We start from the raw sequence: 21,675 nt of genomic DNA, 5'->3' as shown, positions 1-21,675 counted from the left end.
CGGCCAGGGCCGTGACCGGCCGGATACGGCGGACGGCTCCGGCGCGCCACAGGGCCGACGGGCCCGGTGACCCGATGGCCCGGCAGCACTGCCGGGCCATCGGTACGCGCTCGGACACTCAGGTGGCGGTGGTGTGGTCGGTGGATTCGCGGCTGCCGCACTTGGCCAGGCCGCGACTGATCATGTAGCCGACGGTCAGCAACGTGATGTAGAACCACGCCTGGTCGGCGGGGAAGCGGTCCACACGGGAAGCGTCGCTGCCGACGACGGCGGAGGCGACCAGGACCGCCACGACGGCGGCGACGTAGACGAAGAACTCGGTGCTCTTGAACGCGGGCTTGGTCTCCGTGCTCGCGTGCCGCTCGGCGCGGGCGGCCCGGGAGCGGCCGGATTCCGGATAGCCGGCGGATGAAGCGGTAGCCATCGCGTCCTCCTGGACTCGATTCGGCCCGAGGAGCTCGGGTCCGCCCGGCGGGTACCCGGGCGGTCCGGTGCGGAACGGCGCTTTCCGTACGGGCGGATTCCGCAGGGACCCCTTTGGCCAGGGGCCCGTGGGCCAGGTGTCGCCTCGTGCTGCCCGGCGGGGCTCCGGCGGCGGACGCGTGGGGCGGCGGAGGAGGACCGGCACGCCGTGACGCCGGGCCGGTGCCGGAGCGCCCGGGGACTTCGGCCGGAACGCGGCACCGGCGGCGTGCTCCGGCCGGGCCCCGGAGACACGACCTCACGGGCCGTCACGTCATGCGGCCCGAGCCCCACCTGACGCCCCATGGGTTTTTCGCTCTCAGCGAGCGTCCGGAGCCGCACCCGCCGAAGGCATTGCTTTCGCCCGGCGGGACGTGCTCCCATCTAGCCCACGTACATCCTGTACATTTTTTACAGACGCTCAGGGAAGAGGAGCTCCCCATGAACGGCCCCCAGGCCCGATACGTCCTCCCGGAGTTCACCGAACGCACCTCCTACGGGGCCCGGACCCTGGACCCGTACTCCAAGCTGCTCGGCGAGCGGATCGTCTTCCTGGGCACCCCGGTCGACGACGCCGCGGCCAACGACGTGATCGCCCAGCTCATGCACCTGGACTACGACGCCCCCGACCGGGACATCTCGCTCTACATCAACTCCCCCGGCGGCTCGTTCACCGCGATGTCCGCGATCTACGACACGATGCAGTTCGTCGGCTGCGACATCGAGACGGTCTGCCTCGGGCAGGCCGCCTCCGTCGCCGCGGTGCTGCTGGCGGCCGGCGCGCCCGGCAAGCGCCTCGCGCTGCCGGGCGCCCGCGTCCTCGTCCACCAGCCTTCGTTCGAGGAGCCGGTGCAGGGGCAGGCCGACGACCTCCGCATTCAGGCGGACGAACTGCTGCGCACCCGGGCACTGCTGGAGGAACTGCTCGTACGGCACACCGGCCAGCCCCCCGAGCGGATCACCGAAGACCTCGAACGCGAGAAGGTCTTCAGCGCCGAGGCCGCCATGGAGTACGGCCTCATCGACGGGCTCACCCGCAGCCGCAAGCAGCACCCCGCGACACCGGGCGCGAGGTGAGCCCGGAATGTGGCCGCCCGAACTGCCGCCGCTGCCCGCGCTGACGCGCGCCGAGGGCGAGGTCATCGACAGCTACCTGGCGGTCCTGGACCTGCTGGGCCGCATCAACCCCGCCCGCGGCACGGACACGTACGGCGGCCTCCGTGCCGCGCAGGCCCTGGTCGGCAAGACCACCGCGCTACGGGACGCGCTGGCGCTCATGCACGACCGGGGCGAGAGCGAGCTGCACGCGGCAACGCTGGCGCAGGCCCTGCGCGTACTGGACGGTGAGCGCCGCGCGCGGCTGATCTCCGTACCGCCGCCGCAGAGTTGACGCGCCGCGTCCCCGTGCGGACGGGGACGCGGGCGCTTTCCCTTCTCGCCCCTGGCGCACCAGAGGCCCACCCCGACCCGCGCGGCACACGCCGGACAGAGGAGACAGAGGCGGCCAGGAGGTGCCGGAGCACCGCAAGGGCCCCACCCGTTCGACGACACGACGCCCGATCGGGCTCGCCCGAACGGCGTAGCCGCTGGGTCGCGTGCGGTGCCACACGGCTTGCGCGGCGTACGTACGTGTCGCCCGGAACGTGACGTTCCGGGGCTGGTACACGGATCCTCACCCGTCGCGGGCCTCCCCCGGGACGGCGTCCGTCCACCCGAACGGCGCAAGCGTGACCAAGCTCACATACAGCCGTTTCTGCTCGGAATCCGGGCGCGAGATGCGCAACGATCGCTTCGACGACAAGCCCCCGCCACAGCGGTGGGGCGGTCCGGGCGGACGCCCAATCCTGCCGCCGTACCGGATGTCTGGCCGATGCGCCTGGACCGGCAGGAGCGGAGGACCCGAGCACGACGGGACCGCCGGCCACCGCGGCCGGACGGCCTCTTGGGGTGAAGTCGTCACCACGACCGGGCATCTTCGCCTGCCCGAACCCGACAGGTACTCCTTCGCAGGCGGCTGACGAAGGGTTGCGCATGACTGCGCGTACCAGCACTTCCCCTCTGCTGGCGCGGGCCGGAGTGATCTCCTTCCTCGCCCTCGCCACGGTCGGCGGGACACTGGTCGTACCAGGGGCCACCGAGGACGCGACAGCCGCGTCCACCTCGGCCTCGGCACTGCGGATCGCCGCTTCCAAGAAGGGAGCGCCCTACAAGTACGGAGCCAGCGGGCCCTACCGATTCGACTGCTCAGGGCTGACGCTGTACTCGTTCAAACGGGCCGGGAAGCGGCTGCCGCGCACCGCTGCGGCCCAGTACAACCGCACCCGGCACCTGTCGGCGTCCGCGCGCCGCGCCGGTGACCTGGTCTTCTTCCACTCCCGCCGCGGCATCTACCACGTGGGGATCTACGCGGGGGCGGGCAAGATCTGGCACGCGCCCAAGCCCGGCACCGTGGTGCGGCTGGAGCGCATCTGGTCACGCAGCGTCTCGTACGGGCGGGTGGGCTGACCGCGCCGTCCCGCCAGGGCGGGTGTGGGGAACCGTACGGCTACGAGCCCCACACCGCCCGCACGCGGGGCGTACGCGGGCGCACCTCCCGCACGCCCGTGCGCGTCCGAGGAGTGATCAACGCGTCGGCGGATACCCGCACGCAATGACCCCCCTCACCGACGAGCACCGGAACGAACTGCCCGCACACCCCGAACCGCCGGGAACGAGTGAAGCGTCCGAGCCGCACCGGCCGCCCGGCTCCGCCCGGTACACCGTGTGCGCGGACCGCAACGAGACGCCCCTGGAGCGCTACGACCGCAACTTCGGCGAACTGCTCCAGGAGCTGCGCGTCCTGCAGACCGGCGTGCAGATCCTGTTCGCCTTCCTGCTGACGCTGGCGTTCACCCCGCGTTTCGTGTCCCTGGACGCAACGCAACGCGCGTTCTACGTGGGCACGTTACTGCTGGCCGTACTGGCGACGCTGCTGCTCACCGCGCCTGCCGCGGTGCACCGGGTGCTGTTCCGGCGGCGCGCGAAGGGGCTGATCGTGGAGGTCTCCGCGCGGCTGACGGCAGCCGGGATGGCGGTCCTCGCACTGGCGCTGGCCGGTGCCGTGCTCCTCGTCGTCGACGTCGTACTGGGGCGCGGGGCGGGAGTGGTGGCGGGTTCGGTGACGCTGGTGACGTGCGGCGGCCTGTGGGCGCTGCTGCCCCGCGTACTCGGCCACCGGAACGGGCACCTCAAGCCGCCGGCGCGCGACTCGTCCTCCTGAACGCCAGGGGGCCCGGGGGTGGCCTCCTGGTGCGGCGCTCCGGGCGCGGTGCCGTCGAAATCTTTTGTGACCTGGTCGTCCTTGCTTTGATGACGGAGAACCGATGGAGTCTCCTCAGCACGTGAGGAGACCCATGCACAGGCACCTGCCCCAGTACACGCACACCAGGACCGACTCGTGAACCTGCGCGGACTTCTGCGCCGCCGCTCCCCCGCCACGCCCTGCCCGGCCTGCGGCAGCACGGACGTGCTGTGGGAGGACGAGGGGGTCTACGGCGCCGGCGAACTGCTGTGGTGGTGCGCCTCCTGCCTGCATCAGTGGCACCCGGGCGACCTCGGCACCGGCGCGGACGGGGGCCCGGCGGCTCCCGCGAACGGCGCAGTATCGGTACCTCCCGCACAGCCCGCCACCACGATCACCCCACCGAAGCCCGCAGTACCGGCTCCTGCCACGCCTCCCGCGCCGTCCGTGCCCCCTGCCGCCCCTCCGCCTCCACCCCCGCTCCAGCCGCCGAACGCCCCCGCCACCGTCGCCGAACGGGTGATGCACGCCGCCGGGCTGATCCCGCTGGGCCCCTGCCCCGGCGCCTACGAGCCGTGGCCGTGCCGCTGTGCCCGCTGCGGCCGCGCGACCAGCCCCACCTACCGGCAGGTGCGGGACGAGGGCACGGGCTGTGCCTGCAGTACGGGCCGCCGCCGCAAACCGCGCTTCCTCACCAAACCCTGAGGAACCACCCGGAATCGCCTGGACCCCGCCGCCGGCCGATTTCCGCCGTTACGGCAGGAACAGCTTCCACGGCAAGGTGATCCAGACGGTCTTGCCCCCGGCCGCGGTGGGTTCGACCGTCACCTGCCCGCCCGACTCGGCGGCGAGGAAGCGGACGATCACCATGCCCCGGCCGTTGTCCTGCTGCACGGCGGCCGGCAGCCGCTTCGGCCAGCGCGGATGGTCGTCGGTGACACCGATCCACAGCCGTTCGTCGCGGTCCAGCCGGACATCGACGGTGAAGGCCGGTGACTGCCCGAACGTGTGCTGCACGGCGTTGGTGGCGAGTTCGGAGACGATCAGCCGTACGGCGTCGGCCGTCTCCGTCCCGTCCGGCAGGCCCCATTCGGCCAGTACGTCCATGACGTACCTGCGGGCCTCCGCCACCGAAACCGGTGCGCTGGGCAGAGTGAGTGAGGATTCCTGGTGGTCTGCCATCGCGACGCCGTCCCTTTCCCACCGAGGCTCGACTCCGGCCCGCCGCCGAAGGAAGCCGCCATCGCGTGCGGCCTCCCGGGCCCTTTCCGGTCCCTTCGGCTCCGGCCTCGGACTGCTCATGTGCGCCAGCCTGCCACTCATGCTGCGGCGGTGACGTGTCATCCACCAAGAAGTGCATATATCTGTCGCCCGAAGCGGTGAACTCTGCTACGCGAGACCGGATTTGCGCGGCACACTGTCGGATCGGAACCGGCCATCAGGGAGCGGGCGCATCCGCGGCGCACCCGTGGAGAAGTACGGAGGGAGCGGTATGCGGTACGGGCCCGCGGTGCGTCGCCGCAAGCTGGGCGCGGAATTGCGGCGGCAGCGGACACTGGCCGGATTGACCAGTGGTGAGGCGGCCCGGCTGGTCGGCTGGCACCAGTCCAAGGTCAGCCGCATCGAGACCGGACGCAGCGGCGCCCGGCCGGCCGACGTCGAACTGCTGCTGGACGCGTACGGCGTGCGGGACGCGGAGCTGCGCGCGCTGCTGGCGGCGCTGTGCGGGGGCGACACGCAGGACGGTGACGGCGGCAGCGGACGGCACGGCTGGTGGCACACGTACCGTGACCTGTTGCCGCCGGAGTACCGGGACTTCATCAGCCTGGAGTACGGAGCCTCCCGGGCGCGCACGCTGGAGACGACGGTGGTGCCGGGCCTGCTGCAGACGCCGGACTACGCGCGGGCGGTGACCCGCGCCACGCTGTCGGACCTGCCGGCGAAGCAGGTCGAGGAGCTGGTGGAGGTGCGCATCGCCCGCCAGGAGGTGCTGCGGGGCGAGCGGCCGCTGGAGTTGTGCGCGGTGCTGGACGAGGCGGTGCTGCGCCGGGAGGTCGGCCCGCCCGGGGTGATGGCCGCCCAGCTTCGGCACATTCTGGACGTGGGGCAATTGCCGCATGTGCGACTCCAGGTACTGCCCTTCGCGTCCGGTGTGCACATCGGCATCACCGGCCCTTTCGTTATCTTCTCATTTCCGCTCACTTCTGACTTGGATGTGGTTGTTCTCGACCACTTGACGAGTAGCCTCTACTTGGAGCAGAAAGCAGACCTCAGGGCGTACAGCGATGCGTTCGACATGCTGCGGGGGCGCGCCCTCTCGTGCGACAAGTCAGCGCAATTCATCGCCCGGATCGCCGAGACCTCGTGGGCCGGCTCCGGCGTCTGAGGAGGCACCCATGTCACTCCCGCCCGGGCACGACCCGGCCCGCACCGTGCCGCACGGCGTGCGCTGGCGGCGCAGCAGCCACAGCACCGCGATGAACAACTGCGTCGAGACGGCACGCGTCGGCTCCGGCCTGCTCGCGGTACGCGACTCCAAGAACACCGCGGGCCCGGCACTGCTGTTCACCACGGCGGCCTGGCGGTCCTTCGTCGACGGACTGGCCGACAGCCGCTTCGCCGAGGCCGGCTAAGCCGGCCCGCGCGGACGGCCGGCCCTGTCAGGTGACCGGTCCTAGCAGGCGGCCGGCGCCGTCCGTACGACGGTCCGGACCGCTTCCCTCGCCTGCCGGGGGGACAGGTCGGCGCGGGCCGTCAGGCGCAGCCGGGAGATGCCGTCGGGTACGGACGGCGGCCGGAAGCAGCCGACCACGAGGCCCGCGTCCCGGCAGTCGGCGGCCCACCGGACGGCCAGTTCCGGCGAGGGCGCCCGTACGGACACCACCGCGGCGTCCGGGCGGACGACCGTCAGCCCGGCGGCACTGAGCCGCTGGTGCAGTTCCGCCGCCACCGCGCGGACCTGGGTGGCGCGTTCCGGCTCGCGCCGCAGCAGGCGCAGCGCCGTGCGGGCGCCGCCGGCCGCCGCCGGGGCGAGGCCGGTGTCGAAGATGAACGTCCGTGCCGTGTTGACCAGGTGCTCGATCACCCGGGCCGGGCCGAGGACCACGCCTCCCTGGCTGCCGAGCGACTTCGACAGGGTGGCGGTGGCGACCACGTCCGGGTCCCCGGCGAGCCCGGCCGCGTGCACCGCGCCCCGCCCTCCGTCACCGAGGACGCCCAGGCCGTGCGCGTCGTCGACGAGCAGGGCCGCGCCGTGCGCCCGGCAGGCGTCGGCGAGGGACCGCAGCGGCGCGGCGTCGCCGTCCACGGAGAAGACGGAGTCGGTGACGGCGAGCGCCGGGCCGGCGTGGCCGTCCAGGGACTTGCCCACCGCGTCCGGTTCGGCGTGCGGGACCACGACGGTCCTCGCCCTGGCGAGCCGGCAGCCGTCGATGAGCGACGCGTGGTTGCCCGCGTCCGAGACGATCAGGCCGCCCGGGCCGCCGAGCGCGGTGACGGCGGCGAGATTGGCCGCGTAGCCGGAGGACAGCACCAGGGCGGCCTCGAAGCCGCAGAACTCGGCGAGTTCGGCCTCCAGACGGGCGTGCAGCTCGGTGCTGCCGGACACCAGCCGCGACCCGGTGGCCCCGGCACCCCAGCGGTGCGCGGCCTGCGCGGCGCCACGGGTGACCTCGGGGTGCCGGGCCAGGCCGAGGTAGTCGTTGCTCGCCAGGTCCAGCAGCGGCGAATCGACCGGCCGCGGCCGCAGCGTACGGACGAGTCCGGCCCGGCGGCGCTGTTCGCGGGCCGCATCGATCCAGCCGAAAGCGGCGGTGCGCGCGTCGGCACCCGGCCCGGTGCCGCGGCCCGGCGCGGACGTCCCGGCGGGCCCGTCGTGCGGCGGCGCCGGTACGTCGCGGAGCAGGGGCGAAGCGGCGTCGTCCTGATGCATCAGCTTCCTTCGTGTTTGTGGGCTGTCGATAGACGTTAGCGGTCGTTACACCGTCCTACGGTGTGGCCATGCACACACCCCGGATCGGCGCCCTTGTTGGGTTCCTCCATGGTCGCGGGCCATGGCCGTACGCCAGGATCGTCGCCATGGATCTGCTGACAACGCTGGTGGACAAGGGGCTGCGGCGCGAACTGCCGACCCGCGAAGAGGCGCTCGCCGTACTGGCGACGTCCGACGACGACCTGCTCGACGTGGTGGCCGCGGCCGGAAAGGTACGCCGCCGGTGGTTCGGGCGACGGGTGAAGCTGAACTATCTGGTCAACCTGAAGTCGGGGCTGTGCCCCGAGGACTGCTCGTACTGTTCCCAGCGGCTCGGGTCCAAGGCCGAGATCCTCAAGTACACCTGGCTCAAGCCGGAGCAGGCGTCCGAGGCGGCCGCGGCCGGGGTGGCCGGCGGCGCCAAGCGGGTCTGCATCGTGGCCAGCGGCCGCGGGCCGACGGACCGGGACGTGGACCGGGTGTCGCAGACCATCGCCGCCATCAAGGAGCAGAACGAGGGCGTCGAGGTGTGCGCGTGCCTCGGCCTGCTCTCGGACGGCCAGGCCGCCCGGCTGCGGGCGGCGGGCGCGGACGCCTACAACCACAACCTCAACACCTCCGAGGCCACCTACGGGGACATCACCACCACCCACACCTACGCCGACCGGGTCGAAACGGTCCAACAGGCGCAGGCGGCGGGGCTGTCCGCCTGCTCCGGTCTGATCGCGGGCATGGGCGAGAGCGACGCGGACCTGGTCGACGTGGTCTTCGCGCTGCGCGCCCTGGACCCCGACTCGGTGCCGGTGAACTTCCTGATCCCCTTCGAGGGCACCCCGCTGGCCAAGGAGTGGAACCTCACGCCCCAGCGCGCGCTGCGCATCCTGGCGATGGTCCGCTTCGTCTGCCCGGACGTGGAGGTCCGGCTGGCCGGCGGGCGCGAGGTGCACCTGCGGTCGATGCAGCCGCTGGCGCTGCACCTGGCCAACTCCATCTTCCTCGGTGACTATCTGACCAGCGAGGGCCAGGCGGGCAAGGACGACCTGGCGATGATCGCCGACGCGGGTTTCGAGGTGGAGGGCACGGACACCTCCACGCTGCCGGAGCACCGTGCGGACGCGCTCGCGGGCGGCGGCTGCGGTGGTCACGGGGGTGGCGGCTGCGGGCCGTGCGGGGACGGTGAGGCGGCGGCGGAACCGGCCGTACGGGCCGAGGCCGTTCCGGCACCTGCCGAAGAGGTGCGGACCGAAGAGGCACCGGCCGCCGCCCCGTCCGGTGAAGCCCGTACCGACCTCGTCTCCGTACGCCGCCGCGGCGCCGGTACGGAGCTGCCGCCGAATGCCTGAGGCCGCGCAGCTCTCCGTCCCCGAACTGCTGGCCCTGGACCGGCAGCACGTCTGGCACCCGTACGGCCCGATGCCCGGCCGGGACGATCCGCTGGTCGTCGCGTCGGCGTCCGGCGTACGACTGCGGCTGGCCGAACCGGTCGAAGGCCGGACCGAACTGGTCGACGGAATGTCGTCCTGGTGGTCGGCGGTGCACGGTTACAACCACCCCGTGCTCAACGAGGCCGCCTGCGGCCAGTTGGACCGGATGAGCCATGTGATGTTCGGCGGGCTCACCCACGAGCCCGCCGTCCGGCTCGCCGCCCGACTGGCGGAGATCGCCCCGGACGGCCTGGAGCACGTCTTCCTCGCCGACTCCGGTTCGGTGTCGGTCGAGGTCGCCGTGAAGATGTGCCTCCAGTACTGGCGCTCGGTCGGAAAGCCGCGCAAACAGCGGCTGATGACCTGGCGCGGCGGCTACCACGGCGACACCTGGCAGCCGATGTCGGTGTGCGACCCGGACGGCGGGATGCACGAGCTCTGGCAGGGCGCGCTGCCCCGGCAACTGTTCGCGGACGCGCCGCCTCCGGGGTTCGACGCGCCGCCGGACCCCGCGTACGAGGCGCACTTGCGCGAGCTGGTCGCGCGGCACGCCGGTGAACTGGCCGCGGTCATCGTGGAGCCGGTGGTCCAGGGGGCGGGCGGCATGGTCTTCCACTCCCCCGGCTACCTGCGGGTGCTCCGCGAGGCGTGCGACGAGCACGGCGTTCTGCTGGTCTTCGACGAGATCGCCACCGGTTTCGGCCGTACGGGATCGCTGTTCGCCGCCGGGCACGCGGGCGTCACTCCGGATGTGATGTGTGTCGGCAAGGCGCTGACCGGCGGGTATCTGACCATGGCGGCGACCTTGTGCACGCCGGCCGTGGCGGACGGGATCTCCCGGGGCGAGGTGCCGGTGCTCGCGCACGGGCCGACCTTCATGGGCAACCCGCTGGCCGCCTCGGTGGCCAACGCGTCGCTGGACCTGCTGCTGTCCCAGGACTGGGCACGGGAGGTCAAGCGGATCGAGGCCGGACTGCGGGACGGCCTCGCCGACGCCACCACTGTCGAAGGCGTGCGGAACGTACGGGTCCTGGGCGCGATCGGTGTGCTCCAGCTCGACCACGAGGTGGACATGGCGGCCGCCACGAGGGCCGCCGTACGGGAGGGCGTGTGGCTGCGCCCGTTCCGCGACCTCGTGTACGCGATGCCGCCGTACATCACCGGGGACGAGGACGTGGCACGGATCTGCGCCGCGATGCGCGCGGTGGCGCGCGAGGGCTGAGAGGGCCCGGCCCACCCCCCGTATTCATCAGACCCCGGGGGCTCCGTCGCGGAGCCCCCGGGGTGACCACCCTGCTCGACGACAGGAGAACGACGTGTCGGTGCTGTTCGTGACCGGAACGTGCACAGAGATCGGCAAGACCGTGACCACCGCGGCCCTGGCCGCGACGGCGCTCGCCCAAGGCCGTTCCGTCGCGGTGCTCAAACCGGCGCAGACCGGAGTCACCGCGAACGAACCGGGCGACGCTGCGGAAGTCGCCCGGCTCGCGGGCCCCCGCGTCACCACCGCCGAACTGGCCCGCTATCCCGAGCCGCTGGCCCCCGAGACGGCCGCGCGCCGCGCCGGCCTGCCGCCCGTACACCCCGAGGAGATCGCGGAGGCGGCGGCCAAACTGGCGGCCTCGCACGACCTCGTCCTGGTCGAGGGCGCGGGCGGCCTGCTCGTACGCTTCGACGAGCAGGGCGCGACGCTCGCCGACGCGGCGCGCCTGGCCGGAGCGCCCGTACTGGTGGTGGCCCAGGCGGGCCTGGGGGCGCTCAACGCGGTGGCGCTCACCGCGCTGGCCCTGCGCACCCACGGGATCGACTCCCCCGGAGTGGTGGTGGGGAGCTGGCCCGAGGCCCCTGGCCTCGCCGCCCGCTGCAACCTCGACGACTTCCCCCGGGCGGCCGGCGCTCCGCTGCTGGGCCGCGTGCCGGAGGGCGCCGGGAGCCTGCCGCCGGAGCGGTTCCGCGCGCAGGCTCCCGACTGGTTGGCCCCCGCTCTGGGCGGCACCGCCGCGCTTTGACAGTGGTGTCCCGGCGCGGCACGGCGGACACTCGAACCGGTGGACGTCGTACGGCGAAGGGATCCGGCCATGTCGCAGCGCACGCGGGTCGAGCGAGGAGTCGTGCACCATCCGGTCTTCGCCCGGTGGTACGCGCGGCTCGCGGACCATCGCGCCGGACTCACGGAGCTGCGGCGCGACATGCTGGCCGGGCTCTCGGGCCGGGTGATCGAGATCGGTGCCGGTACGGGCGCGAACTTCGCCCACTACCCCCGGACCGTCGCGGAGGTCGTGGCCGTCGAACCCGAACGCACCCTGCGGCAGCGGGCCTTGACCGAGGCGGCTCGGGCCGGCATCCCGGTGGACGTCGTACCGGCCACGGCGGAAGCCCTGCCGGTCAAGAGCGAAGCCTTCGACGCCGCGGTGGTGTCGCTGGTGCTCTGCTCGGTACGTGACGTGCAGCGTTCCCTGTCGGAGCTGCGGCGGGTCCTGCGGCCGGACGGCGAACTGCGCTTCTTCGAACACGGACGCTCCCTGCGCCACGGCCCCGCCACCGTGCAGCGCGCCCTGGACCGCACGGTGTGGCCCCTGCTGATGGGCAACTGCCACCTGGCCCGCGACCCGCTGGCCGAACTGCGCACCGCCGGCTTCACCGTCAGCACCTACCGCCGCAGCAGCATCCTGGGCCCCGGCCCCGCCCTGCCGTGGACGGTACTGGGCGTGGCGCGACCAACCGAAGAGGGCCGACGGGAGGATGAGGACCGGCGGGAGAAAGAGGGCCGACAGGATGAGGCCGGCGGCTGACGACCAGACCTGAGGTTGACGCGCCGGGCCGGTGCCCCGCCCTAACGTCTGGCACATGATCAGATTCTTCCGGGCGGCCGGAACCGCCGCCCTGTCCCTGATGCTCGGTCTTCCCCTGCTCCCCCAGCCGCTCGCTGCGGCAGCGGACACCGCGTCCCCGTCCGCCACGCACAGTACGGACCGTACGGACCCGAAGGCCACCGCGCGGCTGCGCCTGCCCGCCCCCACCGGCCCGTACGCGGTCGGCCGTTCCACACTCCCGCTCACCGACCACAGCCGCCGCGACCCCTGGGTGCCCACGGCGACGTCCCGCGAGCTGATGGTCGGCCTCTACTACCCGGCGCGGCGCGGTACGGGCACGTCCGCGCGGTACGCCACCGTCGAGGAGAGCCGGTACCTGATCAAGGCCCAGGGCTGGGAGAACGCGATCACTCCCGAGGACTTGAGCGCCACGGCCGTACACAGCCGCACGGACGCCCGCCCCGCGTCCGGCACGTACCCGCTGCTGATCGTCTCGCCCGGCTTCTCCGCGCCCGGCTACTCCCTCACCAGCCTCGCCGAGGACCTGGCCTCCCGGGGCTATGTCGTCGCGACGGTCGACCACGCCTACGAGAGCACCGGCACGGCCTTCCCCGGCGGCCGGATCCTGACCTGCGCCGCCTGTGAGCAGGTGTACGGCACCGAGGACGGCTTCCGGCGCGCGGCCGTCGGCCGGGGCCAGGACGTCTCGTTCGTCCTGGACCGGCTCACCGGGCCCGGGTCCGCCTGGCGCTACTCCCACCTGATCGACGAGAAGCGCATCGGCATGGCCGGACACTCGCTCGGCGGCGCGAGCGCCGTCTCCGCCATGGCGCACGACAGCCGCATACGGGCCGGCGTCAACATGGACGGCGCGTTCCAGGACCCCGTACCCACCACCGGTCTCGGCTCCCGCCCCTTCCTGATGCTCGGTACCGACAACGAGGTGCACCGGCCGGGCGGCCGGGACCGTACCTGGGACCTGGCCTGGAGCCGGCTGAACGGGTGGAAGCGCTGGCTGACCGTGGCCGGGGCCGACCATTTCACCTTCAGTGACGCCCCCGTCATCGCCGACGCGCTCACCCCGCCTTCCGCTCCCCAGCAGCCCCCGCTGTCCGGGCAGCGCTCGGTCGCCCTCACCCGTGCCTACGTGGCGGCGTTCTTCGACCAGCACCTGCGGCACCTGCCGCAACGTCTCCTCCAGGGCCCCACGAAGGACAACCCGGAGGTGATGTTCCACAGTCCGGCACCGGCCTCCCCGGCTGCCGGCTGACGACCGGGCCGTCCGCCGGTCCCCGGGCCGGGCCACGGCGTCCGGAAGCGGGCCCGTGGGGGATGCCAGGACGACGGATGCTGTCCTACTGTCGTGGCCCATGCGGGAGTTGCCGCCCCGTAAGGCACGGGGCCGACGTCGGGAGGCTGACGTGTCCACACCGGTCCCGGGTACGGCGGAGGGTGCCGCGGACGGCGGCGGGGCGGCCGCGCGAGCGGTGTCGCTGGTCAAGACGTACGGGACGGGCGAGGCCCAGGTCGTGGCGCTGGACGGCGTCGACGTGTCGATCGGGCGGGGGCGGTTCACCGCGGTGATGGGGCCCTCCGGTTCGGGCAAGTCCACCCTGATGCACTGCCTGGCGGGGCTGGACACGGTGTCGGCGGGCCGGGTGTGGCTGGGCGGCCGGGAGATCACCGGCCTGGACGACCGGCAGTTGACCCGGCTGCGCAGGGACCAGGTCGGCTTCGTGTTCCAGTCGTTCAACCTGCTGCCCACCCTGACGGCCGAGGAGAACATCACCCTGCCCATGGACATCGCGGGCCGCAAGCCGGACCGGGAGTGGCTGCGCGAGGTGATCAGCACCCTCCGGCTCGGTGACCGGCTGCGGCACCGGCCCTCCCAGCTCTCCGGCGGGCAGCAGCAGCGGGTGGCGTGCGCCAGGGCCCTGGCCGCCCGCCCCGCGCTGATCTTCGCGGACGAGCCGACCGGCAACCTGGACTCCCGCTCGGGTCTGGAGGTGCTCCAGACCCTGCGGGAGGCGGTGGACGGCCTCGGGCAGACGGTCGTGATGGTGACCCATGACCCGAACGCGGCGGCCCACGCCGACCTCGCGCTCTATCTGGCGGACGGCCGGATCGTGGACGAGATGACGCGGCCCACCGCGGAGTCCGTACTGGCGCGGATGCAGGTCTTCGCGGCGGGCCCGAGGCCGTCCCCGCCTCCCGGGCCGGCCCCTGATTCCGGCCCGCTCCCGAACGGCTGACCGGCCGTGCTGCGGGCCACGCTCCGGAGCTTCTTCGCGCACAAGGGCCGGCTGCTGCTCTCCGCCCTCGCCGTGGTGCTCTCGGTGGCGTTCGTGGTGGGCAGCCTGATCTTCTCGGACACCACCGGCGCCACCTTCGACCGGCTCTTCGCCTCGACCGCTTCGGACGTCCAGATCACGCCACGGCAGGACTTCGACGCGCCGGGCGGCATCGGTTCGGCCGTGACCCCGACCGTGCCGGCCGCCCTGCGGGACCGGGTCGCCGGGGTACGGGGCGTGGCGGACGCCCGGCTCGACGTACAGGTGGAGCGGGTGACCGTCACCGACGCCCGCAACACGCCGGTGGGACCGACCCGGAACGCGCCGTCCATCGCCACCAACTGGGCCCCGGGCGAGCGCAGCCCGGTCCGGGTGACCGAGGGCCGCCCGCCGCGCGGACCGGACGAAGCGATGGTCGACCGGGACACCGCGGACCGGGCCGGCGTACGGATCGGTGACACGCTGCACGTCATCGCCCCGCCGGGCACCTTCCCCGTACGGGTCGTCGGCATCGCCGCCTTCACCACCACCAACCCGGGCTCCTCCTTGGTCTTCCTGGAGACCCGGGCGGCCCAGCGCGGCCTGCTGGGCAGTACGGACCGGGCGACAGGAGTGTCCGTGGACGCCGCGCCCGGTGTGCCGGACCGCGTGCTCGAACGGCGGATCAGCGCCGCGCTGGGGGCCGGCGCCGCCGCGTACGACATCCGGACGCGGGCCGAGCAGAAGAAGACGCAGGCCGAGCAGTTGGGCGACTTCCTGCGCGTGCTGAAGTACATGATGGTGGGCTTCGCGGGGGTCGCCGTCCTGGTCGGCGTCTTCCTGATCGTCAACACCTTCTCGATGCTGATCGCGCAGCGCACCCGGGAGCTTGGTCTGCTGCGGGCACTCGGCGCCGACCGCCGCCAGGTGCGCCGTTCGGTGCTGCTGGAGGCGTTGCTGCTGGGCGTCGCCGGTGCCACGGCCGGGCTCGCGGCGGGCGTCGGGCTCGCGGTGCTGCTGGTCGTCGCGATGGGCTGGTTCGGGCTGCGGCTGGACGCGGCCGATCTGGTGCTGAACTGGCCGACGGTGGTCGTCGCGTACGTCGTCGGGGTGGGCGTGACCTTCGTCGCCGCGCTGCTCCCCGCGCTGCGGGCGAGCCGGGTCTCCCCGATGGCCGCCCTCGCCGACCTGGAACTCCCGGGTTCCGGGCGCCCGCTGCGTCTGCGCGCCGCCGCCGGGTCACTGGTGGGCGCCGCGGGGCTGGCCGCACTGGCGGGCTGTGCGCTGAGTGACCGTACGGCGGTCGCCGGGTCGCTGCTGGCGCTCGGGGTGGTGCTGACGCTGGTGGCCGGGGTGATCACGGGGCCGCTGCTGGTGCGTCCGGTGATCCGGTTGCTCGGGCGGGGCCTGGAGCCGGCGTTCGGCGTGGTGGGGCGGCTGAGCCGCCGCAACGCGCTGCGCAATCCCCGCCGTACGGGGGCGACGGCGGCGGCCCTGATGATCGGGCTGGCGCTGGTGGCCGGCCTGTCGGTCGCCGGGGCGTCGGCGGCCGCCTCCATCGCCCAGCAGATCGACCGGACGCTGGGCGCCGACTTCGTCGTGCAGAACGCGTCGCTCGCGCCGTTCTCCGACGAGGTCACCGACCGGGTGCGCGCGACCCCGGGGGCCGGCACGGTCGTACGCCAGCGGATCGTCCCGCTGAAGCTGCGGCTGTCGGGCGGCCGGTCGGTCACGACGGTGGCCGGGGCCTTCGACCGGGACTTCGACGCCGTGGCGAAGGTGACGTACGCGGCGGGGAACACCGAGGCGGCGCTGGCGCCCGGACACGTCGGCATCCAGGCGGAGTTCGCGCGGGAGTACGGCCTGCGGGTGGGCAGCCGGCTGGACGCGGTGCTGCCGTCCGGGAAGCCCGCCCGGTTCACGGTCGGCGCGCTGACCGAGAACGCCGGTTCCGGGCCAGGCACCCGGGGCGGTGTCTTCATGGGGATGGCCACCCTGGAGAAGTACGCGCCGGGCGGGCAGAATTCCGTGCTGTACGTGAACGCCGCGGACGGCACCGACCCGGCGCGGTTGCGGGCCGGACTGGAGCGGACGCTGAAGCCGTTCCCGCAGGTCCAGGTGCACGACCGGGCCGACTACAAGGAGCTGGTCAGTGGTCAGATCCAGGGACTGCTCAACCTGCTGTACGGGCTGCTGGGGCTGGCCGTCGTGATCGCGGTGCTGGGCGTCGTCAACACGCTGGCGCTGGCGGTCGTGGAGCGCACCCGTGAGATCGGGCTGCTGCGCGCCGTCGGCCTGTCGCGGAAGCAACTGCGCCGGACGATCCGGCTGGAGTCGGTGGTGATCGCCCTGTTCGGCGCGGTCCTCGGGCTCGGCCTGGGACTGGTCTGGGGTGCCGCCACACAGCGGGTGCTGGCGCTGGAGGGGCTGACGGCGTTCGCGGTGCCGTGGCCCACGGTGGCCGCGGTGGTGGTCGGGTCGGTCCTGGTCGGGCTGCTGGCGGCCCTGCTGCCCGCGCTGCGCGCGTCCCGGCTCGACGTGCTGGCCGCCATAGCCCATGAGTGACGGACGCGCCCGCATCCCGTCCGGCTCCGACCCACATCCCGTTTCCCGAGGGGGCCCCATGCCACGCCCGTTCCGCTTCGGCGTCAACATGATCACCATCGAGTCGGGGCCCGCCTGGCGGCAGAAGTGCCGCCGGGCCGAAGCCCTCGGGTACGACGTGCTGCTCGTCCCGGACCACCTGGGCCGGCCCGCGCCCTTTCCCGCCCTGGTCGCCGCCGCCGAGGCCACCGAGCGCCCGCGCCTGGGCACCTTCGTCCTCAACGCGGGCTTCTGGAACCCTGCCCTGCTCGCCCGCGAGGTGGCCACCACCGATCTGCTCACCGACGGCAGACTCGAACTGGGCCTGGGCACCGGCTACGTACGCGCCGAGCACGACCGGGCGGGCCTGCCCTGGGGCACCCCCGGCGAGCGGGTGGACCATCTCGCCCGTACGGTCGAGGAGCTGGAGCGGCTGCTGGGCGACCCGGAGCACGCGCCGAAGGCGGCCCAGCAGCCCCGGCCGCCCCTGCTGATCGGCGGCAACGGTCCGCGCATGCTGCGCCTCGCCGCCCGGCACGCCGACATCGCGGCCTTCACCGGCGGCCGGGCCGCGCCCGGCAAACCGGAGGGCACCCTCGCACTCCTGACGCCGGACGAGCTCGACGCCGCACTCACCGTCTACCACCGGGCCGCCGCCGACCGCCCGGCACCGGCCGAACTGAACATCCTGGTCCAGCGGGTCACGGTCACCGGCGACCGGCGCGCCCTCGCCCGCGAGATCGCCGCGCACGGCCTCGGCGTGGACGAGGAACAGGCCCTGCGGATCCCGACGTTCCTGTTCGGCACGGTCGCGCAGATGGCCGAACAGCTCCGCGAGCACCGCGAGCGCTACGGCTTCTCGTACATCACCGTGCTGGACCCCTCCCTGGAGGCGTTCGCGCCGGTCATCGAGGAGCTGAAGGGCAGTTAGCGCGGCCGCGGCCCGCCGTACGGACCGGGACGCGCGGCCTTCGTTCCGTACGGGTACGGCGTCTCGTCATACGAAAGCTGATGGCGGCGCTCCGCCGTTCCGTGCTTGGCTCACCCACATGATCGATCTGCAGATACGGACGGCCGTACCGGACGACGCGGAGGCGGTGCTCGCCTTCTGGCGCGAGGCCGCGGAGGGCACCTCCATCACGGACGACGCGGACGGGGTGACCCGGCTGATCGGGCGGGACCCGCAGGCCCTGATCCTCGCGGAGTCCGGCGGCACCCTGGTGGGGACCGTCATCGCCGGGTACGACGGCTGGCGGTGTTCGCTGTACCGGCTCGCGGTACTGCCCGCGTACCGTCGGCAGGGGGTCGCGACGGCGCTGCTCGAAGCGGCCGAGCGGCGTTTCCTGGCCGTGCGGGGCCGGCGCGGGGACGCCATGGTCCTGGAATCGAACGAGCGGGCCCAGCGAGCGTGGTCGGCCGCCGGCTACCGGCGCGAGGACCACTGGCGACGCTGGGTGAAGCCGCTGGCGGGGGCCTGATCCGGCCCGTCTCCCCCGGCCCTGCCCCCTCCGTGCCGGAGCCCGCCACCTGTTTTGCTCATCCTTTACCATGGATACTTCTCTGTCTCCCGATGAAAGGAGTGAGCGTCCAGCCATGGGCGAGCCTCCCAGTTGTCCTTCCGTCCTCCCCCGGGGCGCGAACCTCCCGGTCCTGTTCGATCATGGGACGGAGGTGACCCGATGACCGAGCTGCTCCTCCTGGCCGTGGCCCTGCTCCTGACCCTGGCCTGCGGCGTCTTCGTCGCGGCCGAGTTCTCGCTGACGACCGTCGAGCGCAGCGACCTCGAACGTGCCGCGGAGCGCGGTGAACGCGGCGCGGACAGCGCCCTCACGGCCGTCCGCAGCCTGACGTTCCAGTTGTCCGGCGCCCAGCTCGGCATCACCGTGACCGGCCTGGTCATCGGCATGCTCGCCAAACCGTCGATCGCCGCCCTGCTGGCCGGCCCCCTCGACGCCCTCGGCCTGCCGCCCGCCGCCGGCGACTCCGTGGCCCTGGTCCTCGGTACGGCCGTCTCCACGGTCGTCCTGATGGTCATCGGCGAGCTGGTGCCCAAGAACTGGGCCATCTCCAGCCCGCTGCCCGTGGCCCGCCGGGTCGCCACCGCGCAGCGCGGCTTCAGCGCCGCCTTCAAGCCGCTCATCGGGCATCTGAACAACACCGCGAACCGGATGATCCGCCGGATGGGCATGGAGCCCGCCGAGGAACTGGCCTCCGCCCGCGGCCCGCAGGAACTGGTCGCGCTGGCCCGGCACTCCGCCAAGGAAGGCGCCCTGGAACCGGACACCGCCGAGCTGTTCGTCCGCACCCTCGCCCTGGCCGACCTGACCGCGGAGAACGTGATGACACCGCGCGTGCAGGTCACCGCCCTGGACGTGCAGTCCACGGCGGAGGACGTGGCCGTCGCGACGCGCGCCACCGGCCTGTCCCGCTTCCCCGTCTACCGAGGCAGCCTGGACACCGTGGTGGGCGTCGCGCACATCAAGGACGTGCTGGCCCTGCCCGCCGAGCGGCGCTTCCGCCACCCGGTCGCCGAGCTGCTGCGCGAGCCGCTGCTCGTACCGGAGACGCTGACCGTCGACCGGCTCCTGGACCGGCTGTCCGGCCGGCAGACGATGGCCGTGGTGATCGACGAGTACGGCGGTACGGCGGGCGTCGTCACGCTGGAGGACATCGTCGAGGAGGTCGTCGGCGAGGTACGCGACGAGCACGACCCGATGGAGACGCCGGACCTGGCCCCGGCGGGCGAGGACGCGGACGGCCGCGCCCGCTACGAGGCGGACGGCGCGGTCCGCCTCGACCAACTGGAACAGATCGGCCTGAAGCTGCCGGAGGGCCCGTACGAGACCCTGGCCGGCCTGATTGCCACCGAGCTGGGCCGTATCCCGGCCGCCGGGGACAGCCTGGAGGCCGCGGGCTGGCGGATGGACGTCCTGGACGCCTCCGGCCACCGCGCGGCGCTGGTGCTGCTGCACGCGCCGCCGCCGGACAGCGCTGCCGACGAGACCGGGGAGGAGACCCGATGACCGCGCTCCAGTTGTTCATCGGCCTGCTCACGCTGGTCGTCAACGCGTTCTTCGTGGGCGCCGAGTTCGCGATGATCTCGGTGCGCCGCAGCCAGATCGAGCCGTACGCCGAGGACGGCGACCGCCGTGCGGACCGGGTCCTGTGGGGGCTCCAGCACGTCTCCGGCGTGATGGCGGCCGCGCAGCTCGGCATCACCCTGTGCACCCTGGTGCTCGGCGCCGTCGCCGAACCTGCCATCGCCCACCTCCTGGAGCCGGCCTTCGACGCGGTCGGCATGCCGGACGCCCTGGTGCACCCCATCTCCTTCGTGCTCGCGCTGGCCGTGGCGACGTACCTGCACATGCTCTTCGGCGAGATGGTGCCGAAGAACGTGGCGCTGGCCGAGCCGGTGCGTACCGCGCTGCTGCTGGGGCCGCCGCTGGTCGCGCTGACCCGCGCGCTGCGGCCGGTGATCTTCGCGATCAACGCGTTCGCCAACACGCTGCTGCGCCTGCTGCGGGTGGAGGCGAAGGACGAGGTGGCCGCGACGTTCTCGGACGACCAGCTCGCGAAGATGGTCGAGGACTCGCAGGCCGCCGGGCTACTGGACGACCGGGCGAAGGAGCGTCTGCGGGACGCCCTGGAGCTGGGCCGCCGTCCGGTCGCCGACGTGGTGGTGCCGGTCGAGAAGGTCGTCACGGCCCGGCTGGGCATCACGCCGGAAGGCGTGGAGGAGCTGACCGCGACATCCGGTTTCTCGCGCTTCCCGGTCGTCGACAGCACCGGGCGCATCCTGGGGTACCTGCACGTCAAGGACGCGCTGGACGCCTCGCCGCGGGATCTGCCGTTCCCGCTCTCCGCGCTGCGGCCGATCGCCCGGGTACGGGCCGGGACACCGCTGGACGACGTCCTGTCGGCGATGCGCGCCTCCCGTACGCATCTGGCGGCGGTCATCGGCAACGACGGGCGCCTGGCGGGGCTGGTCACGATGGAGGACGTGCTGCGCGAGCTGGTGCTCCAGCAGCAGCCCACGAAGGCCGCACCGGCCGCGGGGGCGTCCCGGAGGTAGGATTCCTCCGCCATGGAGATCAATGCCACCTACACCAGTTTCGTCGCGGTGGGCGACAGCTTCACCGAAGGCATGTCCGACGCGCTGCCGGACGGCTCGTACCGGGGCTGGGCGGATCTGCTGGCCGCCCGGCTCGCGGCCCGTACCCCCGGCTTCCGCTACGCCAATCTCGCGGTGCGCGGCAAGCTGATCGGGCAGATCCTCGACGAGCAGACCGGTCCGGCGGCCGCGACCGGCGCCGACCTGGTCACACTGGTGGGCGGGCTGAACGACGTCCTGCGGCCCAAGTGCGACGTGGACCGGGTCTGCGCCCTCCTGGAGGAGGCCGCGGGCCGGCTGGCCAAGGACTGCGGCCGGCTCGTCCTGATGCGCAGCCCCGGCCGGCAGGGGCCGGTCCTGGAGCGGTTCCGGCCCCGTATGGAACAGCTCTTCGCCCACATCGACGCGCTGGCCGTACAGCACGGCGCGATCGTGGTGGACCTCTTCTCCTCCCGCGCACTGGCCGACCCCCGGATGTGGGCCGAGGACCGGCTCCACCTGAACACGGCGGGGCACGAGCGGGTGGCCGAGGCCGTCTGGCAGGCCCTCGGCTTCCCCGCCGAGTCCGACTGGGACGCGCCGCTGCCCGCCTTCGTCCCACCGGGATGGGCGGCCCGGCGCACGTCGGACGTGCGCTTCGCGCGGCAGCACCTCGTACCGTGGATCGGCCGGCGCCTGACCGGCCGGTCCAGCGGGGACGGCCGCGCGCCTAAGCGTCCTGAGCTGCTGCCGTACGAGGACGTGCGGCAGCGGGAGGACTGA

Annotated in this window: 22 protein-coding genes and 1 riboswitch; of the genes, 19 read left to right on the top strand and 3 right to left on the bottom strand. The window is 73.2% G+C overall.

Translation table 11 applies throughout. The features are described from left to right. Positions 1–118 precede the first annotated feature (118 nt). Positions 119–424 (bottom strand): hypothetical protein, encoded by a 306-nt coding sequence (locus tag EJG53_RS37835; protein WP_125048665.1) that lies wholly within the window; start codon positions 422–424, stop codon positions 119–121. Positions 425–903: 479 nt separating this feature from the next. Between EJG53_RS37835 and EJG53_RS37830 the strand changes: the two genes are divergently transcribed. From EJG53_RS37830 to EJG53_RS37810, 5 genes are all read left to right on the top strand, one after another. Next, positions 904–1,539: an ATP-dependent Clp protease proteolytic subunit gene (locus EJG53_RS37830; protein ID WP_125048664.1), complete on the top strand. Its 636-nt coding sequence runs from the start codon at positions 904–906 to the stop codon at positions 1,537–1,539. A gap of 7 nt (positions 1,540–1,546) precedes the next feature. Beyond that, positions 1,547–1,852 (top strand): hypothetical protein, encoded by a 306-nt coding sequence (locus EJG53_RS37825; protein WP_125048663.1) that lies wholly within the window; start codon positions 1,547–1,549, stop codon positions 1,850–1,852. Between the two features lie 473 nt (positions 1,853–2,325). Then, a riboswitch (cyclic di-AMP (ydaO/yuaA leader) is annotated at positions 2,326–2,490 on the top strand. Positions 2,491–2,493: 3 nt separating this feature from the next. After that, positions 2,494–2,967, top strand: coding sequence for a C40 family peptidase (locus EJG53_RS37820; protein WP_125048662.1), 474 nt, complete (start codon positions 2,494–2,496; stop codon positions 2,965–2,967). A gap of 145 nt (positions 2,968–3,112) precedes the next feature. Beyond that, positions 3,113–3,721 (top strand): DUF6328 family protein, encoded by a 609-nt coding sequence (locus EJG53_RS37815; protein ID WP_244955507.1) that lies wholly within the window; start codon positions 3,113–3,115, stop codon positions 3,719–3,721. A gap of 177 nt (positions 3,722–3,898) precedes the next feature. Beyond that, entirely contained in the window at positions 3,899–4,447 is a 549-nt protein-coding gene (locus tag EJG53_RS37810; RefSeq protein WP_125048661.1) for a hypothetical protein, read from the top strand. 48 nt (positions 4,448–4,495) lie between these two features. Here EJG53_RS37810 and EJG53_RS37805 read toward each other — a convergent pair whose 3' ends face one another. Further along, positions 4,496–4,924 (bottom strand): ATP-binding protein, encoded by a 429-nt coding sequence (locus EJG53_RS37805; protein ID WP_125048660.1) that lies wholly within the window; start codon positions 4,922–4,924, stop codon positions 4,496–4,498. Positions 4,925–5,234: 310 nt separating this feature from the next. Between EJG53_RS37805 and EJG53_RS37800 the strand changes: the two genes are divergently transcribed. Both EJG53_RS37800 and EJG53_RS37795 read left to right on the top strand, forming a co-directional pair. Continuing rightward, complete coding sequence (locus EJG53_RS37800) at positions 5,235–6,128, top strand: helix-turn-helix domain-containing protein (RefSeq protein WP_125048659.1); 894 nt, start codon at positions 5,235–5,237, stop codon at positions 6,126–6,128. 10 nt (positions 6,129–6,138) lie between these two features. Further along, on the top strand, positions 6,139–6,375 hold the full coding sequence (locus EJG53_RS37795; protein ID WP_125048658.1) for a DUF397 domain-containing protein: 237 nt from the start codon (positions 6,139–6,141) through the stop codon (positions 6,373–6,375). Positions 6,376–6,416: 41 nt separating this feature from the next. Here the strand turns inward: EJG53_RS37795 and EJG53_RS37790 are convergent, their stop codons facing one another. After that, positions 6,417–7,673 carry an 8-amino-7-oxononanoate synthase gene (locus EJG53_RS37790; RefSeq protein ID WP_125048657.1) on the bottom strand — a complete coding sequence of 419 codons (1,257 nt, stop codon included), beginning with the start codon at positions 7,671–7,673 and terminating at the stop codon, positions 6,417–6,419. A 146-nt stretch (positions 7,674–7,819) separates the two neighbouring features. On the opposite strand from EJG53_RS37790, the gene bioB reads away from it, so the two are divergent. From bioB to EJG53_RS37730, 12 genes are all read left to right on the top strand, one after another. After that, entirely contained in the window at positions 7,820–9,055 is a 1,236-nt protein-coding gene (gene bioB, locus EJG53_RS37785; RefSeq protein WP_125048656.1) for a biotin synthase BioB, read from the top strand. Further along, positions 9,048–10,358 (top strand): adenosylmethionine--8-amino-7-oxononanoate transaminase, encoded by a 1,311-nt coding sequence (locus EJG53_RS37780; RefSeq protein WP_125048655.1) that lies wholly within the window; start codon positions 9,048–9,050, stop codon positions 10,356–10,358. Before bioB ends, EJG53_RS37780 begins: the two co-directional genes overlap by 8 nt. A gap of 94 nt (positions 10,359–10,452) precedes the next feature. Beyond that, positions 10,453–11,145, top strand: a complete 693-nt coding sequence (gene bioD, locus EJG53_RS37775; RefSeq protein ID WP_125048654.1) for a dethiobiotin synthase — start codon at positions 10,453–10,455, stop codon at positions 11,143–11,145. A gap of 69 nt (positions 11,146–11,214) precedes the next feature. Then, complete coding sequence (locus EJG53_RS37770) at positions 11,215–11,928, top strand: class I SAM-dependent methyltransferase (RefSeq protein WP_125048653.1); 714 nt, start codon at positions 11,215–11,217, stop codon at positions 11,926–11,928. Positions 11,929–11,983: 55 nt separating this feature from the next. Beyond that, positions 11,984–13,219 (top strand): alpha/beta hydrolase family protein, encoded by a 1,236-nt coding sequence (locus EJG53_RS37765; RefSeq protein ID WP_167515228.1) that lies wholly within the window; start codon positions 11,984–11,986, stop codon positions 13,217–13,219. Positions 13,220–13,370: 151 nt separating this feature from the next. After that, on the top strand, positions 13,371–14,201 hold the full coding sequence (locus tag EJG53_RS37760; protein ID WP_125048652.1) for an ABC transporter ATP-binding protein: 831 nt from the start codon (positions 13,371–13,373) through the stop codon (positions 14,199–14,201). 6 nt (positions 14,202–14,207) lie between these two features. Further along, positions 14,208–16,784 carry an FtsX-like permease family protein gene (locus EJG53_RS37755; RefSeq protein ID WP_125048651.1) on the top strand — a complete coding sequence of 859 codons (2,577 nt, stop codon included), beginning with the start codon at positions 14,208–14,210 and terminating at the stop codon, positions 16,782–16,784. Between the two features lie 58 nt (positions 16,785–16,842). Further along, positions 16,843–17,733: an LLM class F420-dependent oxidoreductase gene (locus EJG53_RS37750; protein ID WP_125048650.1), complete on the top strand. Its 891-nt coding sequence runs from the start codon at positions 16,843–16,845 to the stop codon at positions 17,731–17,733. Positions 17,734–17,851: 118 nt separating this feature from the next. Further along, complete coding sequence (locus tag EJG53_RS37745) at positions 17,852–18,280, top strand: GNAT family N-acetyltransferase (RefSeq protein WP_125048649.1); 429 nt, start codon at positions 17,852–17,854, stop codon at positions 18,278–18,280. 201 nt (positions 18,281–18,481) lie between these two features. After that, the gene (locus EJG53_RS37740; protein ID WP_125048648.1) at positions 18,482–19,825 is read left to right on the top strand and encodes a hemolysin family protein; all 1,344 of its coding nucleotides are present in this window, start codon (positions 18,482–18,484) and stop codon (positions 19,823–19,825) included. Then, positions 19,822–20,874, top strand: coding sequence for a hemolysin family protein (locus tag EJG53_RS37735; protein WP_125048647.1), 1,053 nt, complete (start codon positions 19,822–19,824; stop codon positions 20,872–20,874). Before EJG53_RS37740 ends, EJG53_RS37735 begins: the two co-directional genes overlap by 4 nt. Positions 20,875–20,886: 12 nt before the next feature. Then, positions 20,887–21,675 carry an SGNH/GDSL hydrolase family protein gene (locus EJG53_RS37730; RefSeq protein WP_125048646.1) on the top strand — a complete coding sequence of 263 codons (789 nt, stop codon included), beginning with the start codon at positions 20,887–20,889 and terminating at the stop codon, positions 21,673–21,675.

Source organism: Streptomyces chrestomyceticus JCM 4735 (assembly GCF_003865135.1).
Taxonomy (GTDB): domain Bacteria; phylum Actinomycetota; class Actinomycetes; order Streptomycetales; family Streptomycetaceae; genus Streptomyces; species Streptomyces chrestomyceticus.
The sequence above is the reverse complement of the archived record's forward strand: the minus strand, read 5'-3'. Positions and strand labels throughout refer to the sequence as shown.

Coding starts and splice junctions, on each gene's coding strand:
- EJG53_RS37835 (WP_125048665.1), bottom strand. CDS start 424: ATGGCTACCGCTTCATCCGCCGGCTATCCGGAATCCGGCCGCTCCCGG.
- EJG53_RS37830 (WP_125048664.1), top strand. CDS start 904: ATGAACGGCCCCCAGGCCCGATACGTCCTCCCGGAGTTCACCGAACGC.
- EJG53_RS37825 (WP_125048663.1), top strand. CDS start 1,547: ATGTGGCCGCCCGAACTGCCGCCGCTGCCCGCGCTGACGCGCGCCGAG.
- EJG53_RS37820 (WP_125048662.1), top strand. CDS start 2,494: ATGACTGCGCGTACCAGCACTTCCCCTCTGCTGGCGCGGGCCGGAGTG.
- EJG53_RS37815 (WP_244955507.1), top strand. CDS start 3,113: ATGACCCCCCTCACCGACGAGCACCGGAACGAACTGCCCGCACACCCC.
- EJG53_RS37805 (WP_125048660.1), bottom strand. CDS start 4,924: ATGGCAGACCACCAGGAATCCTCACTCACTCTGCCCAGCGCACCGGTT.
- EJG53_RS37800 (WP_125048659.1), top strand. CDS start 5,235: ATGCGGTACGGGCCCGCGGTGCGTCGCCGCAAGCTGGGCGCGGAATTG.
- EJG53_RS37795 (WP_125048658.1), top strand. CDS start 6,139: ATGTCACTCCCGCCCGGGCACGACCCGGCCCGCACCGTGCCGCACGGC.
- EJG53_RS37790 (WP_125048657.1), bottom strand. CDS start 7,673: ATGCATCAGGACGACGCCGCTTCGCCCCTGCTCCGCGACGTACCGGCG.
- bioB (WP_125048656.1), top strand. CDS start 7,820: ATGGATCTGCTGACAACGCTGGTGGACAAGGGGCTGCGGCGCGAACTG.
- EJG53_RS37780 (WP_125048655.1), top strand. CDS start 9,048: ATGCCTGAGGCCGCGCAGCTCTCCGTCCCCGAACTGCTGGCCCTGGAC.
- EJG53_RS37770 (WP_125048653.1), top strand. CDS start 11,215: ATGTCGCAGCGCACGCGGGTCGAGCGAGGAGTCGTGCACCATCCGGTC.
- EJG53_RS37765 (WP_167515228.1), top strand. CDS start 11,984: ATGATCAGATTCTTCCGGGCGGCCGGAACCGCCGCCCTGTCCCTGATG.
- EJG53_RS37750 (WP_125048650.1), top strand. CDS start 16,843: ATGCCACGCCCGTTCCGCTTCGGCGTCAACATGATCACCATCGAGTCG.
- EJG53_RS37745 (WP_125048649.1), top strand. CDS start 17,852: ATGATCGATCTGCAGATACGGACGGCCGTACCGGACGACGCGGAGGCG.
- EJG53_RS37740 (WP_125048648.1), top strand. CDS start 18,482: ATGACCGAGCTGCTCCTCCTGGCCGTGGCCCTGCTCCTGACCCTGGCC.
- EJG53_RS37735 (WP_125048647.1), top strand. CDS start 19,822: ATGACCGCGCTCCAGTTGTTCATCGGCCTGCTCACGCTGGTCGTCAAC.
- EJG53_RS37730 (WP_125048646.1), top strand. CDS start 20,887: ATGGAGATCAATGCCACCTACACCAGTTTCGTCGCGGTGGGCGACAGC.